Source organism: Cytobacillus sp. Hm23 (assembly GCF_051842895.1).
Lineage (GTDB): Bacteria > Bacillota > Bacilli > Bacillales > SM2101 > Nanhaiella.
This window is the reverse complement of sequence record NZ_JBPXRQ010000067.1, coordinates 1-15,965: the sequence shown is the minus strand read 5'-3', so window position 1 is coordinate 15,965 and position 15,965 is coordinate 1. Positions and strand designations below refer to the sequence as shown.

Below are 15,965 nucleotides of genomic sequence, written 5' to 3'. Positions count from 1 at the left end.
CTTGAATTCTTGAGTAAAAGTACGGCGTGATCTTTTTGTCATGTAGATTCTCCTCATCAATCATATAGTAAGTTCATTCTACTTGACCTTAAAATTTCTGTCTAACTAAGTGTAGCCAATCCAAGCTATTAGTCTAATAGTAGCCAAGATAGTATTACATTCTTGTGCACGATAATTGAATGTCATTATATTTTTCCACACTGTCAAAATATAAATATAGTAATCTCCTACCCTATGATAAAGAAACCATTAAACATAATATAAATGCAATACTTGATAAAGGTGTCATTACATATCTTTCTTTTTTACTCTTGGATATTAGATTTTTTATCGTATTTAAGCCCAAATAAACTGTTATTACCCAAACTAAAATATTTGTAGGTAAAAAATTAAATATATTTAAAAAGTTAGTATGCTGTAAAAAAACAACTCCCATAAACAAAAGAATGATAGCATTGATGAAACTTATAATACGTAATTTTTTAGGTAAAACTTTATAAAATCCACCCATCGCAAATTCGCCTAACGGTACACCTAGTGCAAGTAACACCTGAAAAACAGCAATAAAAGCAAACATTATAGTTACAATAATGGATAATATGTAGAAAATATCCCCGTCCATAAAATTCGCCTCCTCCAAATATTATACTTCCTATAATACTCAGATTCTTCAGCCCGCAGACTAACATAATACAAATTCCAGTAACAATTCAGCTTATTAAGTTGGATCGACACTTTTTGAAAAGAAAGGACACCTCTCTTTTTACATACACCCTCCATTAGTATTGAATAACATTTAATTATTAAACACAACTTGTGTTTACTTCTACCCAATTTAACAATAACGTTTTTATACAAGAAAACGAGGAAATAAGTTTATTTGTTATAAAAGGAATCATCATAGATTAACAATGCTTTTCAAAAAGGTAAGTAAACATGTGAATAGCCCTTCTCTATTCAAAGAATGGAAAGGGGCTATTCACATATGATCATGTTAGTGTAATACATAGTATGTTTTTCTAAGTAAGTGGTGCATTCAATGAGAAAATTGGTTATTCATCACAATTTCATTAACGCTTACTTTATAAGAGCCACAACAATCAATAATATAATTGCGATTATAAGGTATGAGATTGCCCTTATTACTCTAATATATCCTTGTTTTTCAGAGACGGATAGTTCGTCCCATTTCTTTTTAAATTCCATCTTTTCACCTCAGTATCACTTTTGTTTATCTGGACTATAACTTTTAATTACCATCCCTGCTGTTCTTTAAGTGAAACAATTTGAGCGATATGATGATGGTCGTGCCACACAAATCTTTGTATTGCAACACCCAGACACATTTCTCCATGAGTAAGACTAATAAATTTTCTTTGAAATGCTGAAAAATGGAGTGAGTGAAGTAAATATACAAATCGACAATGAAGTGATTCTAAGAGATTTATTGATATATGGATGGGTATTTGATAGTCACTAAGCTCTGCCCACAAATCCTCTCTATAAGTACTTGCAGTCGGTGTATCTTCTGTTAATGCTCTTTTAAAACGAATAAATGCATTCATATCATTGTCAGTCATATGATGGATAATCTGCTGGATTGTCCAACCACCTGGGCGATATTGTGTAAGTAGTTGTTCTGAAGACAGATTTTGTACAACAGTTCGTAGAATTATTGTAATTTGTGGTATTTGTGCAATCATTTTATTACATTGTTCTGAAGTTATATTTTGCATTGATTCAAATTGCCCATCCGGAAAACGAAGATGATCCATATAAATCCTCCCAGTATTTTCTTCCTAAATTTATTCTAAATGATATTTCGATTTTAGGCTATTTACTTCTAGCTATAAAGCAGGTATCTACTAAACATATAGTCCATTGAGGTTACTATTTATCTATGAAATATCGAAATACTTAAAACCCTGCTAATATTCTAGTCTTTAACAATATGGCCAGAAAACTTAAAATGTTCGATTCAGCTTCTAATAATTCCTTCTCTTAAATCCTATTCTCTTTAGGTCAATAGATTTGTTGAAAGATTTTGGTTCCAATAGCTTCCATTATGTAAACTAGATGAATTACATATACATAGTATACAAAAATTCAAAAGCACATAAAGTAGAAATAGATGGACTACTCCTACTTTATGTGCTTTTACTGGGACTGTATAACGAATGGTGGCTGCAACACCATTTTCTAGTGTTTGATTACTATCGGTGGCAGTAATCCTTACAGCTAATAGGTCACATTCGAAAACAGAGAAACTACCCGTTGCAGTGCCGCAACAATTTTGATTTCCTGGGACTTGGACCATTTACCGTTGCTACAATATTTGAACCTTCTGGTGAAGCACCACAAAGACTACTTGTAACGATCTCACACATCACTGACTGTTGACTTGATATACTATTATCCCTGGTACTAAAAATCAAATCGGTAATGGTTGCATCCTCTAGTATCACCACATTATTTTGATCTAAATTACCAGAGGTGCCTAGCCCTACAAAATTGTTATCGGTAGTAAGATCAACACTTTGTGCAGCTAAATAGATCTTCATTACTTCCTGTCCGGATGATCGTATTACTTTTTTTCAAGAAACTTGTTACACATGGACTCCTCACCTTGAGTTATGCAGCTGTTATATTTTTTTGGAAGGTTATTCAAAAGCAAAGTTCCATAACGATTAAGCAGCAAAATATACTCCTGATAGTTCTGTAGTAAAATCAAACAATCAGTTCTTTCATGACTTGAATATGTAAAAGGGTATGCCAACGATCGTTCATTTTTACGAAAAAAGACCATATTTCACTTTTAAGGTAAAGGAGCTAAACTACGATTAATCCCAAAGTAGATGCCTCATTATGTTAATAAAAATAGTTCCAATTTTTCACACTGAAGAACTGGGACTAATCGACTAACTAATCATTGAGTCTTAAAAATGGTTTAAATGAACTATCACATTAATACAAACTTAAAATAAATACTTACATAACATAAAGTACACCCTTTATTATCACTCTTCCCTCCCTGGTTGGTTCATTCCTCCTTTCGTGAACCATACGGGAGGGCTACTAATTTTCTGGATGTTCACTTTTTGATTGTATCTATTTCTGGCCGGTTGACATTTAGGTCTCCAATTTCAATATTAATGATCTTTCTATTAACAAAAGTAATGAAAAAAAGAAAAATCCCGCTAACACTAAAAAATCTTTTCTATGATACTTTATGTCATCTCTCCTTATTGATTCTACTGTTACACGTTTTTTCTGTAGTGTTTTTTTAATAATTCTATTTATACATTTCAATTAATTCTCCTGATTGTTTAACTGTTAGCACTTTATTTTTTACACTCAAAAGAATAGCTACTTGTTATGTATTCGTGTATCTCTAGTGCCACTTCTCCACCAAATTCATAGCACTTTGATGTCAGTAAACTTATTTCCTTACTATTAAAATAACCGAATGAAATAATTAGAAAAGATATTACCAATATTAGAATTACTAGGATTATTAATAACCCTATAAAGTGTCTGCTACGTAAAATTGACATTTTACATCCCTCTTTTGCAATAAAATAAAGAGTCCATATTTTTGTTTATTGAAGCGGTAATTCATGCAAAAACCAATGCAACTTTAATGGCTATCTTGTATGTTGGCACCACCGAGTTTCTTATAATGTTTTATAAACATAATATCACCATTGTTTCATAAAAAGTATCACCCACACTAACTTTTTTCATATCTATATAGAAAGTATACTCGATGAGAAAGAGGTGGTTTTTTGACGACAACGGTAATTGATGTCAAAACACATAACGTGATCACTACTATCGATGTTGGAGATAATGTTGTATCTGCCCAACCTATCTTTACTCCTGATGGAAAACTGGCTTATATAGCTAATAATAATTTAGAAACTGTTTCTGTCATTGATGTGAAAACACATAGTGTAATTGCTACTGTGCAGGTTGGAGACAATCCAGAACTTGTAAACTTTACACCCGATGGAAAACTGGCTTATGTAATCAATGAGCGGGGGAACTCTGTTTCTGTCATTGATGTGAAAACACATAGTGTAATTGCTACTGTGCAGGTTGGAAGAGACCCTAGAGATGTCGCCTTCACTCCTGATGGTAAACTGGCTTATGTGGCTAACATGGATGAAAACACTGTTTCTATCATTGATGTAAAGACACATAGTGTAATTGCCTCTGTTCAGGTTTTGGATGACCCTAGAACTGTCACCCTAACACCTGATGGAAAGCTTGTTTATGTAACTAACCGGAACGAAGATCCTGGACTTATTTCCGTCATTGATGTGAAAACGCATAGTGTTATTGCTACTGTACAAACAGCGGGAGACTCTAGAGATATTGCCTTCACTCCTGATGGAAAACTAGCTTATGTGACTAACCGCGATAATCCAGGTAATACTATTTCTGTTATTGATATAAAAACGCATAGTATAATTGCTACTGTGCAGGTTGGGGAAGAACCTAGAACTGTCACCCTTACGCCCGACGGTAAACTGGCTTATGTGGCCAATCGAGAGGATGAACCTGGCTCTGTGTCTGTCATTGATGTGAAAACTCATAGTGTGATTGCTAGAGTGAGGGTAGGGGAAGAACCTGGTGTTATCGCTTTTACACCCGACGGGAAACTTGCTTATATAATCAACCGGGACGATAATCCTGGCACTGTGTCGGTCATTGATGTAACAACGCATAGTGTGATTACTACTATTCAGGTTGGAGAAGATCCAGGTGTTGTCGCCTTTACTCCCGATGGAAAACTGGCTTATGTTGTTGAGGGTACTTAATTAAATGCTATTGTTTATTGCTCTTGATTTTTGTTAAAACAATAAACAAAATAAGACTTATAACTAAATCATTCACGTCTTCATCCACAAGATCTTAGCTATTTCTTATAGCATCTGTTGGCTGCTTATCTTAAGTATAGAATTTTAAAAATCCCACTTCTGTAACGAAGATGGGATTTCATTATTTTTTAGTATTTACAGGAGAAATCCAACCTTCTCACTTGATACAGTAAGAATCAATTCTTTGCAGTTCATTTTTGTCATTAAAAATATAGACATCACAGGCGGAAACAAAAGATAATTGTTTACCATTACGAATAAATTCAGCTGTTCCATTTACTGCAACGCAATTTTTTTCGGAAATTACATTTAATGTAGTGAAGTTAGTGGTAATCGTTTTGAAATAATTTGAAGTTTGCTTGCACTCTTCTATTACAGCTTCCCTACCTACCAAGGTTTTGTCACCTACGATATTCCATTCAATTATTTTTGATAGAAATGGAAAAGTAGGCTCAAAATTACCATTAGAAAACGACTCTGCAATTTGTTTTTGTGTGAGAACATGACTTGCTGAAGCCATAGTTCAATTCCTCCTTTAATAATTAGTTTAGCTAACAGATGTCTTACCACTATTTGTTGTATTAAATTAATACACAGAAAAGGTATCCTTTTTGATTCATTTAGCTGTTTTATAACTTCCATAAATTCATCATAATTACCTTCATTTATAAAATAATTGTTGTGTTAGAAAATTCTATTATAAATACTAGAAAATAACATACTGCTATACTGTACAGTCATGATATACAACCTAATTACAAAAAAATTAAGAATCTTAACACACATGTCCTTCAAAAGGCTAAGTCTATTTCTTTTGATTTTATTCTAGCGTTTTCCCTTTTATTTATTTTTGCTCCTTTTGAGATAATAGGATCATTGGAGATTAATTATGATGAATTTTTTAGCAGTATATTTTTATTGTTTGGATCAAGTTACAGTTGGCTTTCACAATATACTTAGTCCATGTTATGGTAATTTCATAATTTTTCAAATAATAGTTTTATATACAATATTATCGTGGTTGAATACTCAATCTACACCTTTTCAAGTGTCCTTTTGTTATAATAGACAATATGTTTATTTTTTACATCAACTTTTTTAACAGGAGTGTGTTTTAAAATGAGATTTGATGCATTTACACCATTGATGGGGTTATTTTTTAATTTCCTTTCTTTTATAGTCGGAATGGTTATTTTATATTGGGTGATTAAATTTGCTGTTAAGAACGCCATCAACGAATCAAAAATTAATAAATAGAAAACATGTATCGTTTTTTCACCTTCAGATTTTTTATAGGTGTTTTTATCAAACGTTTTTACTATTAAGTCTTATAAAACTTGTCTGTTTCATATAGTACATACATAAGTTATTTTCTCGAACCTGTTTTTAATACATTGTTTGATATCTCTAAAATACTATGGTTATTAAGTTCGTCTCCACTGTTTGTAGAAACATTAATTTTATCAGTTACCATTAAAATTATCATTGATCTCAGTGGTCACACCTATTAATCCAATCCTTCATTAAAGCTAAATATTTTAAAGGAATTTCTTAAAATTTAAAGAATTATATAGTGATGAAGGTAAAGGAAGGACTTTATTAAAAGTTTAATTCTCTCGAAAAAGTAACCACCCTTTTTCTTAGCGTATGGGGAATTGTTATCATTATAGAATTTATTTTTAATCTAGGTATAACAAATTATCCTATGTTTGATAACCCTATATTTGGTTTAGTTTCATTATTTTTTCTTTCGGTTTTTATATTTATAAAAATAAAAAAGTTGTTAGTTAAAAAAGATAAGGAAATAAAAAAGCCCATAATTTGATTTTTATGGGCTTTTTAATAATCAAATTATACTTACTTGTTATCGTGTAACCTCAATTTACTCTTGTGTTTCAAAAAATTTTTCCCTAAAAATATATTTTCGAATTATCCCAATAAACTCCTCATACCTTTGTATTAAAAATTACTTTGAAGAGGGTGGATTTGGTTTGACTACTACTGTGATAGATGCAAAAACCCATAGTGTGATAGCAACTTTACCAGTTGGAACTGCAGACTTTTCTTTCGTACAGTCTGTTGCCTTTTCCCCTGAAGGTAAACTCGTTTATGTAACTAATAATGACGATCGTACAGTTTCGGTCATTGATGCCAAAGTTCATTCCGTGATAGCTACTATTATAGTCGGCGGGAGTCCTATTGATGTTTCGTTCAACAATGAGGGAAAATTGGCGTATGTTACTAATTCTGGTGATAGCACTATTTCGGTCACTGATACCAAAACTCATTCCGTAACTTCCTCTATTTTTGTAAACACTCCTGTAGCTGTCGCATTCTCTCCTGATGGTAAACTTGCTTATGTAGTTGAAGGGAATTAAGTTCATTAACCTTAATTACTCACAAGTATCCTTAAATAAAAAGGTTTGTTGCAATGGTCATTTATCAGTTTCAATTTTATACTTTCTGCATCTACTAATAACAACTAATTCTGTATAGGGACTGATTAACTATGACTAACTGTAAATGTAAAGACGATAAATGCCCTGAGTTATTTAAGGTTCAATCCAATCAAGAAATTGACTACGAAGAAGCCATAAATCCCATTGATTTACTCCAATTACCCGTATTAATTAAATCTAAGAATACAGAAGTAAAACTTGATTCCACTGTTGAAATTTTCACAAGTCTTATAAACCGTGACCGAGAGAATATCGGTTTTGCTTCTTTCTCTTACGAATATATCCTTCAACGATCAACAAACGGTGGTAACTTCACAACCCTTGCAACAATGACTCCCTCACAGAGTCTCAATGTAATACCTGCTTCGGGCGCTGGAGATAGTACCTATAGTGGATCTTTAGTTACTAATCTTACATGGGTAGATAAACCAGAAATAGGTTGTTATATTTATAGAATTCTTATAGATAAGGGACCAGCACAAACCTTTATAATCCAGGCGCCCGACGATCTTTCTCGCATGATTAGAACCCGTTCTCTAAACGCTTCGGTATTTACACACCAAACATAAATTTTGTTAGTAACCACAATACGAAATAAGTCATATGCTTCACGGCTTCTTCCACAAAATCTTAGCTGTTTCTTATATACCTAGTTGACTGCTTAATATGAGGATAGAACTTTATAAATCCTCCCTCCTTTATCGGAAATGGGATTTGGGTTATTTTTTATATAGTCTGAGCAACCTAATTAGTCCGCTAAATATACTGCAATTTATAACCTAGTAAATAATTAATCTAAGGAACTTATTGTTCCACAATATGGCCCAAATCATAAATAACGGCGCATCTCATAGTGCGCCAGTGTTGTTGAGTTAATTAGTAAACAGAACTTAACTTGTGTTTAGCAGTAAATTATCAAATTTGATAATGCACATATATTCATTATGTTGTGTGCTCAATTGAAATTTGGATTGTTAAAGGAATTCTATATAGAATTGATCAGAGAGAGGAAATGAACCTAATCGGTCAAAAGGGTAGCTGTTTATCTAGAGGCTGAAATTCCATGTTTACTTGTGCATGGTCAATAATCTGATGATTATTCATTTTTTAATCCTCTTCTTTTTTCCCTAAGTTATAATAATCTATGGCTTTTTCTTCTATGCTTGATCACAAAGTTAATTAAGCAATAAGGCATTCATTGATCTACTATTTACAAATGCTCCATCCACACCACCCTGCGTCTCAACTACAGATGCCATTAGCACAAGGTCTCCTGCTGCACATGGTACTGAAACTGTAAAATTTGGATTTGTGTTATGTTCTACATTAAATTCAGCAGGCTGTTGTACTCCACTTACAGTGTCCAATAATAAAGGAGAAGCCGGTGTATAGTTTGCTTCAGTTGATTCAACCATAACTTGATAAGCTACTTCATATTTGTATGATAGACTTGATTGCTCTGCTGTATTATCCAAACCAACTACAAAGAAATTAGACTGAAAAAAACCATCAAGTTTTGTCTGTCTTCCATATAAATGTTTAGGTATTCTTAATCTTAGCAACTCAACTCTAGTCCCATCTAATGGTAATTCTATGGGTTTGGTCTCTTGTGTAGAGAGAAATTCTGTACAATGATTTTTTGTCATTTTTCCACCCCCTTTCCCGTTCAAAATTTACATATATCCAATGTGTATAAACTGATTCACTGGAAAGGTTCTTAGAATATGATATTCATAGAAATACGCAATGCTTGGATTAACTTCTTAGATCATAAATGGAAAAATCTCAGAAATGAAACTTACTTAACCTTTAATTATCTAATAAGATAAAAACAAGTGAAATTAATCTGAAGATGAAATTTGAGTGATAACATTAAAGTAGATTTAAATATGAATTGATCTAGTATTACTCCAAAATAACTTAACAGAGCCATTTTGCAGAAGGTGTCTCCATAATTCCCTCATTAATATATTCTTTAATCTTACGTAATTCATCTTAAAGTTCACAACTCGTATTGTTTTCCCTTCTTAAACCATATCATATATTGATATAGGAATTTAGAAAACATACATATTTCATTTCGGATTTGATAAAATCGTGTAATCGAAGTTACACCATCATTGAATTCTCTTTATTCTATAAAAATATCCGTTGGTATTAAATAGGTTGTAATCACATTAATCCTAAGTTTCATAGTTAGCGAATTAACTAGTTCACTTTTCCATATCTTTGTTATAACAAGTAATGAAATGAGGTGGTTTTGATTGACAACAACAGTGATTGATGTCAAAACACATAGCGTGATTGCAACGTTGCCTGTTGGTGATACAGATGAATCCTTTCCTGTTGCGTTTTCACCTGATGGGAAACTCGCTTATGTGATAAATATTAGTGGCAATATTTCAGTCATAGATGTAAAAACTCATTCTGTGATTGCTACATTGCAAGTTGGAGGTCTTCCAAATCGTGTCGCTTTCACATCAGATGGGAAACTTGCCTATGTGACGAATACTGCTATCGCTAATGTTTCAGTTATAGATGTAAAAACTCATTCTGTGATTGCTACTGTGCAGGTTGGAGGAGTTCCAAACGATGTCAATTTCACGCAAGATGAGAAACTCGCTTATGTAACGAATACTGCTATTCCCACTGTATCGGTTATAGATGTAAAAACTCATTCTGTTATAGTTACTGTCCATGTAGAGGGAAATCCACAAAATATCGCTTTCTCTCAAGACGGGAAACTCGCTTATGTGTCGAATTTTGATGATGCCACTATATCAGTTATAGATGTAAAAACTCATTCTGTGATTACTACTGTGCAGGTTGGGAATGGTGCAACGGATGTTGCTTTCACTCCGAACATGGAACTAGCTTATGTGGCGAATGAAGGTAATGCCAATATATCGGTTATAGATGTAAAAACTCATTCTGTAATTGCTACTGTGCAGGTTGAGAACCAACCAAAATCAGTCACCTTCACACCAGATGGGAAACTCGCTTATTTAACAAATACTGGGGATGCTACTGTATCGGTTATAGATATAAAAACTCATTCTGTGATTACTACTGTGCAAGTTGAAGGAGTTCCAAACGATGTCGCTTTCACGCCAGGCGGGAAACTTGCTTATGTGACGAATACTGGTGACGCCACAGTTTCAGTCATAGATGTGAAAACACACAGTGTGATCGCCACAATACAAGTTGGGATTTTTCCATGTATTGTCGCTTTTACTCCTGACGGAAAAATCGCTTATGTAACTGAATAATGAACACAATGTCCTTGAGTCTTATAGAATTTTAAAAATCCCCCTCCTGTATCGGAGAGGGGATTTGAAGTATTTTATTATGTTAATTAAGCATGTCTAGGTTTAGGAACAATCCTGCAATTTTAAATCTACAAAATGATTAATAAAAAACACTTGTTGTTCAACGACCTAGCTCTTGTGCAGAATAAGGCTACTATTAATTCTAAGAAGCTTTATTATATTGAAACAACTATATTTTTTAAATTTAAAAGATATTATTATTCTTAACCAAAATGCTTATAATTGAGCTCATTTTTATTTATGACAGTTGTTATGTTAAGGAAAGTATGTGAACTAACTCTTTCTGTCATTTATTCAAGCGCTCATTTATTAACATCTCCTTATCAATGCGTTGTTCATCACATTCGATACTACTCTTTGACTTTGTTAATAAAGTTTTTTCTCCATCTAAATGAAAAACACCCACTAAGAGGTGGGCGCTTGAAATACACCTTGCAAATAAAAGTAAGTAACAAAGTCTAATTGATATGTTGTAACTATTATTTATAAGAAGGTTGTTTCTTTCTAAGAAATTAATAAGTATACAATAGAGATTGGGACATTTTTTTCTTCTCTTAATACTATAAAAATCATCAAAAAGAAGATCCTTACGATAAAATTCTTTAAGTAAAACAAATTATAGGAAACTTACTTTTTCGTGCTACGACAATGCCTTCCTTACACTTAAAATAAACTTGGACTGATCTAATGGGTTTACTCCTTTTCGTGTTCTTGTAGCCAACACTCCTTCGGGACATTCTTGATAACTATGAAAATTAGTCGTAATTGTACCTTGGCCTTTTGTATAAGACGCTAATTGAACAGCATATTCCATAGAAGTCGCCAAAGGTATTATTCCCTCTATGATCATTCGATCTTCAAATTGTTTTGGTGAATCAAATGTTGCCCGCATTAATGATAGATCATGAAGAACCTTCCCTCCAAATTGTTCAGGCACAGATATTCTAAAGTTCAACATAGGTTCTAGTAACTTCGTATCTGTATTATTTAACCCTTGCATGATACCCATAGGTGTCGCAACAGCAAAATCAAGAGGGTGTGTATGGACAACGTGATGTTCTCCTTCAATTAAGGTAATTTTTAGATCCACTACATTCCAACCACATAACCCTTGTTCCAAAGCTTCTGGAATTCTTCTAGCCACCTCATTTTGATAGCGTTCTAATAATTCTTCTTTACGCACAACAGAATGGTAGGTAACCCCACTTCCTCTTTCGCCCGGCTCTATTTTAAAACGTAATACAGCCCAGCATGGTTTAGGCATCGTATAGCGGATAAGTCCTTCACCTGATTTTCTCGGTGTCTCCTGATAAATAACAGCAGGTTGTCCAAATCCAACTTTCAGCTGATATCGGTTTTCCATAATAGATTTAAGAATCTCGAGCTGAATTTTCCCCATCACTTTAATATGAAGCTCTCTATCCTCTTGTTGCCACTGTAGATCTAATAAAGGATCCTCATCAACAAGCTCCTGAAACGCCTTTACGACAGCAGGATAATCCTCTGCTCTTTCCCATTCAACTTTTACAGTCAGAAGAGGTACCGCCATATGAGGGTGTTCTGGAATCCCTTTTGTACCGCCTAATATATCACCTATCATCACATGATTCAATCCAGTCAGCGCAGCTATATCACCTGCTTGAAGCTCTCGTAAATCTTCACTTTTGTTACCTTTGACTTTACGAATTTGAGTCACTTTCTCCTCAATATTTTGAGTAACATTTGTGATCGTATTCCGATTTTGTATGCTTCCTTCATAGAGCCTAACGTACGCTAGCCTACCCAATTTCTTATCTCTTTCTATTTTAAATACCACCCCAGCTAAAGGGGCATTCTTTGATCCTTTTGGCTGAGGCAGGTAATCGACCATGGCATCCATAAGTTCTTTTATCCCAATACCTTTATTTGATGCACCAAACAAAACAGGAAATAAATCACAGCTTGCAGCTAACAAATTGATTTTCTCTTTTAAAAGATCGTTTGTTATTTCTTCTCCTTCTAAAAATTTATGTAAGATCGAATCATCATGTTCTGATACAGCTTCAACAAGCTGCTCATAGAAATCATGTTCATCGTTCATTAACAAAGAGGTGACACCTGTAAAAGTGTGTTCATACCCTTGCACAAATTGTATAGGCACGCAAGAATTAGTTAAGTTACGTTGAATTTCAGCCATAACTCGACTAGGATTTGCTCCAATTCTATCAAGTTTGTTAACATACATTAATGTTGGAATGTTAAGCTTACGAAGTGCATGCCAAACAACTTCTGTTTGAGGTTGAACACCTTCTACTGCGCAGATGATAAGTATTGCTCCATCCATGACTCGTAGGCTACGTTCAACCTCTGACAAAAAATCAACGTGACCTGGAGTATCAACAATATTTATAACCGTATCTTTCCAAGTCAATTCAGTTGCTGCAGCAGTAACTGATATACCTCTTGCTTTTTCAACTTCTAGCCAGTCAGTTTGGGTCGTGCCTGTATCAACATTACCTAAGGAGCGGATTTGACCACTTTGATATAACATCTGTTCTGTTGTAGTTGTTTTCCCGGCATCAATATGTGCAAAAATACCGATGTTTCTTCTTTTCTGAGAGGTTAACAATTCTAGATCACCTATTTCATCATCTTATTACTTCACTATTATCACATGTATCGTTGTTCTTAAAAGAAAATTAATGTATAAAGCGTATATTTTAATAGAACTCGTGGCCTCTTTTCTTCATTAAAACGATGAAACTTGCATCAAATACTATAATATAGAAACAAGAGTAACAAATTTTACCAAAAGAGCCATTGACTAATATATATTCATTTCATATTGTATCAGCAGATAGTAGACAATGTCATTGTGAAACAACTTCATATCGGTATTTTTTCTCATCTAAACTTCCTATTAACCTAACCTGTGTATCCCTTGTGCTAAAATGAAACTCTGGGAATATTTATATTTAATTCCATCACAAGCTGTTTTATGATGTGTAATAATTGATAATCATCCCATCTTTTCCCCACACACTGTGCACCTATCGGTAGGTTTTCATCACTTAGCTGAAGAGGAATCGTCACTACTGGATTTGTTAGAACATTAAATAAATTCGTATATGCAGTTGTTGCTTGCCAATAATCCATCGGCTTTTCATCAACATACACAGGTGTTTTATATATTGGTTGATACCTTATCATTTTCTCTTTTGTGATATGCTGGAATGCTGGTGTAACACTAACAGGTAAAATAAACATATCATAAGGGTCAAGAAACATATCAAATGATGAAATGAGATCTTCCCTTTGAGTTAACGTTCTCATATAGTTTTTAAAGGTTAGTGGCATCAACTTACTAGATGTCGGGTATTTCCGTTGAATATTTTTAGTAATTAAGTGTTCAAGTTTCCTTAATAATGCAGGTTGATTTGAGTTCAATTCCGCATCAATGATTTTGCCCCACGTTTCCCAAACTTTACTAGTACTCACTGGAAACTGCTCTATTTTAACAGTTTGTATGCCTACGGATTCTAGCTTTTTCACATATTGATAGATGGAAGTTTTCACTTGCTTACTGACAGGAACATCTGGTAGTTCATCCATCCAGGCTACTTTAACGTTTGCTAGTGTTACTTCAATCTGATTTTCAGTAACTAAGCTGGGTACCTTCATGTCATTACTGTCTGCCCCAGCAATGATACCATAAGATAAAATTAAGTCATCAATAGACCTAGCTATCGGTCCGTAACAAGCTAAGTGCCTTGATGAACGATAGTTTGGTTGTGTTGCATTCTCCATAGGTAAGTGGCCAAAGGATGACACTGAGTGCTCTGTCGGTTTTAAGCTATACACTCCACAATAATGTGCAGGCACTCTTAACGACCCTCCTATATCACTTCCAATATCTAAAAAGCTAAAACTAGCTGCTACTGCGGCAGCTCCACCGCCACTACTTCCCCCAGGGGTACGTTTCAAGTCCCAAGGGTTATTGGTCCTTCCGTAAATGTCGTTATCTGTTTGTAAATCCATTAGTAAAGGTGGGACATTTGTTTTACCTATAATAATGGCTCCAGCTTCTTTTAACCGGCGTACAACAGTAGCATCAAAATTTGTCTCATAATCTTTGAGTGGCATAAAGCCACTTGTTGTTTTCATTCCTTTGACTGCATACGATTCTTTTAATGTTACCGGAACCCCATGTAAAGGACCAAGCTTAGTACCTGCTTTCATAAGTTGATCTGCTTTTTTTGCATCATTTATCAGCTGATCAACATCTACATTCACAACTGCATTTACACTCACATCAAATTGTTGAATTCTTTGAATGATCGCACGAGCCACCTGCTCAGAAGTCAACTCCCCATTTGCAATTAATTTAGCAATGTTATTTGCTGAAAAAAATAAAAAATCATCTCGTGTCATGTTCCTCTCTCCCTTCATATTAAAGATAAAGGTAAAAAGAAACAAAAACTTGATGATTAATGCTAAAGTGACCTTAAGCATAAGGTATAAGACACGTTACTTACTTGTAATTGGAATACATATTTGTATTGTTTGTTTTGTATCTTCCTCAAAAGAACGATACCTCTCAAAATCAAATAAGCCATTAGCAAGATATTTAGACTTTGGTAACCATACCCCATAAATGTATTCAAACGATAGTGGTAACTCTTTTGTCGATCCTTGGTGAGTAAAAATGAGATAATTACTTTTAGGCAATATAACTTCCTTTAATTCTTGATTAGGAAGTTGTACAATTTCAGCTTCCTCAACAGCAGCTATATATTTAAAATCAATTTCCAATCCAAATGACTCAGGATAATGCAAAACGCCATAAACATACGTATCTCTTTTTTCATATTTATCGATATCCCTACGTAGTTTAGACCAGCTTGCATATATTTCTTCATGTGATGTATTTGATGCCATATAGCCTGCGAGTCGAATTTCTTCCAACGAAACTTCCTCAATGTCTCCTAATAAATTATTATTTTTATTTGTAAGATATTGTACATCAATTGGATTTTTGTACATAAATTCTGATGTTACTCTAGTTTGTCTAAACTGATATGGACTCATTTTATACCTTTTATTGAAAGCCCTAGTGAAAACTTCATGTGATTCATACCCGAGCTCTAAAGCAATTTGTAAAATACTCATAGAATCGTTCACTAAAAGGGTAGCCGCTTTGAACTGCTCCCTGTCTAGTAGACAGCGGAAATAATAAAAAGTCACTTAAGCGGCTTTAGCTCTATATTCCATAGGGCTAAGGCCATTTAATCGTTTTTGGTACCTATCGTAATTAT

13 protein-coding genes are annotated in these 15,965 nt (G+C 33.8%); 5 read left to right on the top strand and 8 right to left on the bottom strand.

The features are described 5' to 3' along the window. Positions 1-232: 232 nt before the first annotated feature. The 3 genes from ACSVDA_RS23600 to ACSVDA_RS23590 all read right to left on the bottom strand — a co-directional run bounded on the left by ACSVDA_RS23600 (position 233) and on the right by ACSVDA_RS23590 (position 2,561). Entirely contained in the window at positions 233-622 is a 390-nt protein-coding gene (locus tag ACSVDA_RS23600; RefSeq protein WP_485886694.1) for a hypothetical protein, read from the bottom strand. 631 nt (positions 623-1,253) lie between these two features. Continuing rightward, positions 1,254-1,775 (bottom strand): YfiT family bacillithiol transferase, encoded by a 522-nt coding sequence (locus tag ACSVDA_RS23595; RefSeq protein ID WP_485886692.1) that lies wholly within the window; start codon positions 1,773-1,775, stop codon positions 1,254-1,256. Positions 1,776-2,267: 492 nt separating this feature from the next. After that, entirely contained in the window at positions 2,268-2,561 is a 294-nt protein-coding gene (locus ACSVDA_RS23590; protein WP_485886690.1) for a hypothetical protein, read from the bottom strand. A 1,224-nt stretch (positions 2,562-3,785) separates the two neighbouring features. On the opposite strand from ACSVDA_RS23590, the gene ACSVDA_RS23585 reads away from it, so the two are divergent. Next, positions 3,786-4,823, top strand: coding sequence for a cytochrome D1 domain-containing protein (locus ACSVDA_RS23585; protein WP_485886688.1), 1,038 nt, complete (start codon positions 3,786-3,788; stop codon positions 4,821-4,823). 217 nt (positions 4,824-5,040) lie between these two features. Here the strand turns inward: ACSVDA_RS23585 and ACSVDA_RS23580 are convergent, their stop codons facing one another. Further along, complete coding sequence (locus tag ACSVDA_RS23580) at positions 5,041-5,403, bottom strand: nuclear transport factor 2-like protein (RefSeq protein ID WP_485886686.1); 363 nt, start codon at positions 5,401-5,403, stop codon at positions 5,041-5,043. 599 nt (positions 5,404-6,002) lie between these two features. Between ACSVDA_RS23580 and ACSVDA_RS23575 the strand changes: the two genes are divergently transcribed. The 3 genes from ACSVDA_RS23575 to ACSVDA_RS23565 all read left to right on the top strand — a co-directional run bounded on the left by ACSVDA_RS23575 (position 6,003) and on the right by ACSVDA_RS23565 (position 7,911). Then, entirely contained in the window at positions 6,003-6,140 is a 138-nt protein-coding gene (locus ACSVDA_RS23575) for a hypothetical protein (protein WP_485886684.1), read from the top strand. 734 nt (positions 6,141-6,874) lie between these two features. After that, positions 6,875-7,261, top strand: a complete 387-nt coding sequence (locus tag ACSVDA_RS23570) for a YncE family protein (RefSeq protein WP_485886682.1) — start codon at positions 6,875-6,877, stop codon at positions 7,259-7,261. A 131-nt stretch (positions 7,262-7,392) separates the two neighbouring features. Continuing rightward, positions 7,393-7,911: a hypothetical protein gene (locus ACSVDA_RS23565; RefSeq protein ID WP_485886680.1), complete on the top strand. Its 519-nt coding sequence runs from the start codon at positions 7,393-7,395 to the stop codon at positions 7,909-7,911. A gap of 606 nt (positions 7,912-8,517) precedes the next feature. Here ACSVDA_RS23565 and ACSVDA_RS23560 read toward each other — a convergent pair. Beyond that, positions 8,518-8,988 carry a hypothetical protein gene (locus ACSVDA_RS23560; protein WP_485886678.1) on the bottom strand — a complete coding sequence of 157 codons (471 nt, stop codon included), beginning with the start codon at positions 8,986-8,988 and terminating at the stop codon, positions 8,518-8,520. A 618-nt stretch (positions 8,989-9,606) separates the two neighbouring features. Between ACSVDA_RS23560 and ACSVDA_RS23555 the strand changes: the two genes are divergently transcribed. Further along, positions 9,607-10,611: a YncE family protein gene (locus ACSVDA_RS23555; protein ID WP_485886676.1), complete on the top strand. Its 1,005-nt coding sequence runs from the start codon at positions 9,607-9,609 to the stop codon at positions 10,609-10,611. A gap of 700 nt (positions 10,612-11,311) precedes the next feature. Here the strand turns inward: ACSVDA_RS23555 and ACSVDA_RS23550 are convergent. The 3 genes from ACSVDA_RS23550 to ACSVDA_RS23540 all read right to left on the bottom strand — a co-directional run bounded on the left by ACSVDA_RS23550 (position 11,312) and on the right by ACSVDA_RS23540 (position 15,894). Next, a complete protein-coding gene (locus tag ACSVDA_RS23550) occupies positions 11,312-13,279 on the bottom strand; it encodes a GTP-binding protein (protein ID WP_485886675.1) in 1,968 nt (655 codons plus the stop codon). Between the two features lie 317 nt (positions 13,280-13,596). Then, positions 13,597-15,081, bottom strand: a complete 1,485-nt coding sequence (locus ACSVDA_RS23545; RefSeq protein WP_485886674.1) for an amidase — start codon at positions 15,079-15,081, stop codon at positions 13,597-13,599. 96 nt (positions 15,082-15,177) lie between these two features. Beyond that, a complete protein-coding gene (locus tag ACSVDA_RS23540) occupies positions 15,178-15,894 on the bottom strand; it encodes a GyrI-like domain-containing protein (RefSeq protein ID WP_485886673.1) in 717 nt (238 codons plus the stop codon). Positions 15,895-15,965 lie beyond the last annotated feature (71 nt).